Origin of the sequence: Alishewanella longhuensis (genome assembly GCF_014653435.1) — a bacterium.
Classification (GTDB): domain Bacteria; phylum Pseudomonadota; class Gammaproteobacteria; order Enterobacterales; family Alteromonadaceae; genus Alishewanella; species Alishewanella longhuensis.
Genome location: NZ_BNAO01000002.1, coordinates 2,185 through 2,397 on the forward strand (window position 1 = coordinate 2,185; position 213 = coordinate 2,397).

Sequence of the window (213 nt, forward strand, 5' to 3'; positions counted from 1 at the left end):
CTGGAAATTGGTGGAGCTAAGCGGGATCGAACCGCTGACCTCTTGCATGCCATGCAAGCGCTCTCCCAGCTGAGCTATAGCCCCGAATAATTCGGTATATTACCTACTCTGGGAAACAGTAGCCACTTTACTTAAAATGGCGTCCCCTAGGGGATTCGAACCCCTGTTACCGCCGTGAAAGGGCGGTGTCCTAGGCCTCTAGACGAAGGGGAC

2 tRNA genes are annotated in these 213 nt (G+C 54.0%); both read right to left on the minus strand.

Annotated elements, in window-relative coordinates:
* Positions 1–8: 8 nt before the first annotated feature.
* A tRNA-Ala gene (locus IE163_RS03985) sits at positions 9–84 on the minus strand.
* Between the two features lie 53 nt (positions 85–137).
* Positions 138–213: transfer RNA gene (locus tag IE163_RS03990), tRNA-Glu, on the minus strand.